The sequence below is a fragment of the Acidovorax sp. KPB24-03 genome, from assembly GCF_057546605.1.
Window position 1 is genome coordinate 1 of the sequence record NZ_BAAJYR010000631.1, and the last position, 1,466, is coordinate 1,466.

Sequence of the window (1,466 nt, forward strand, 5' to 3'; positions counted from 1 at the left end):
TTGATAGCAATATGCCCTAGATTTCATTGTGCTGGCGGCCTTTTTGCCGAATATTCGAGCCGCTGGCGCTTCGGGCCGGGCAGGCGCAGCACAATCGCTCCCCCAAAAGGAATGGAACCGTGAACCCCGCTGATCTTTCGCTCGAACCCGTGGAGACGCCCGAGGCGCCCGCGCCGCTGCCGTGCGCGTGTGCCCGCGCTGCAGCCACACCCGCCAGGCCACCGATACCGCACCGGCCTGGCAATGCCCCCGGTGCGAGGTGGCCTACGACAAGGTGCTTCCCACCAGCGTGGCGGCGCGGCAAAAGCCCGAGGGCGCCCGCGCCCAGCCGGCCGCCGCCCCCGGCGACAAGCCCTGGACCCTGATCGTCCTGGCCGGCGGCGTGGTGGTGCTGATGGCGCTGATGGGCTGGAAGTGGAACCACAACAAGGCCCAGGCCGCCGAACGCATCGCCCGCGCCGAAAGCGATGCGCGCGCCCTGCAGATCGCGGCGCAGCGGGAAGGCATGGAACAACTGGCCCGGCTCGGTGCGGCCGAGACCCAATGGCGCCGCGGCCAGGGCCTGGACGTTCTGCCCACCGTGCGGGCCATGGCCCAGCAAGGGCACCTGCGGGCCATGGTGCTGCTGTCGGCCATGCTGGACGAGGGCAACGGCATCCCCAGGGACCATGCCGAGTCCATGCAGTGGCTGACCCGGGCCGCCCACCAGGGCTCCAGCCTGGCGGCGGTGCGGCTGGGCGCCATCTACCAGGAGGGCCGCGGCGGAGAACCCCGCCAGATGTCGCTGACCGAGAACTGGTACCTGCGCGCGGCGCGCCAGGGCGATGCGGCCGGGCTGTACCGGCTGGGCGATCTCTATGCCAACGGCGCGGCCACCGTGGCCCAGCGGCCCGTTGCCGCCTACATGTTGCTGGAACTGGCCGACCGCCTGGGCCGCGGCAACCCGGAAGACCCGCTCACCCTGCCCCGCTACGGGGCTGTGCACCTTCAGCTGCTGGCCCGCAGGATGGGCCCGGTCGATATCGCCGAAGCGCGGCGGCGCGCCGATGCGTGGAAGCCCGGGCAGCCGCTGGACCTGTGACTGGACGCGCGCGGGCCCCAAGGCCCGGCGCCGCTGCCCCACCGTCGCTGTCCCACCGCCCGCTCAACGGCGGCGCCACCACAGCATCAGGCCCAGAAACACGGCCCCGGTGAAAAGGGGCATCCACGGCATGAGCCGTTCCACCGGGTTGGACGAGCGCATGCCCGACCACACCTCCAGCCGCACCCGGTCCATGCGCAGGTTGCTCACCCCTGCGAACTCCAGCACCGGCGGGACCGTGCGGTCTTCCTTGAAGCTCAAGGGCGCCGCGGCGCCGGCCATCTCCACGACCTGGCCGGCGCGCACGCCCCGCGCGGCGACCTGGGGCACGGCACCCACGCGCGATGCGCCATGGATGGACCAGCCCGCCATCCAGTGCGCGCTG

Annotated in this window: 1 protein-coding gene and 1 pseudogene; one reads left to right on the top strand and one right to left on the bottom strand. The window is 72.0% G+C overall.

What is annotated here, in order from left to right; all coding sequences use genetic code 11:
• Nucleotides 1–181: 181 nt before the first annotated feature.
• On the top strand, nt 182–1,081 hold the full coding sequence (locus AC27KI_RS24675; protein WP_487116409.1) for a tetratricopeptide repeat protein: 900 nt from the start codon (nt 182–184) through the stop codon (nt 1,079–1,081).
• A 63-nt stretch (nt 1,082–1,144) separates the two neighbouring features.
• Here AC27KI_RS24675 and AC27KI_RS24680 read toward each other — a convergent pair.
• A pseudogene (locus AC27KI_RS24680) lies at nt 1,145–1,466 on the bottom strand (hypothetical protein); the annotation flags it as partial.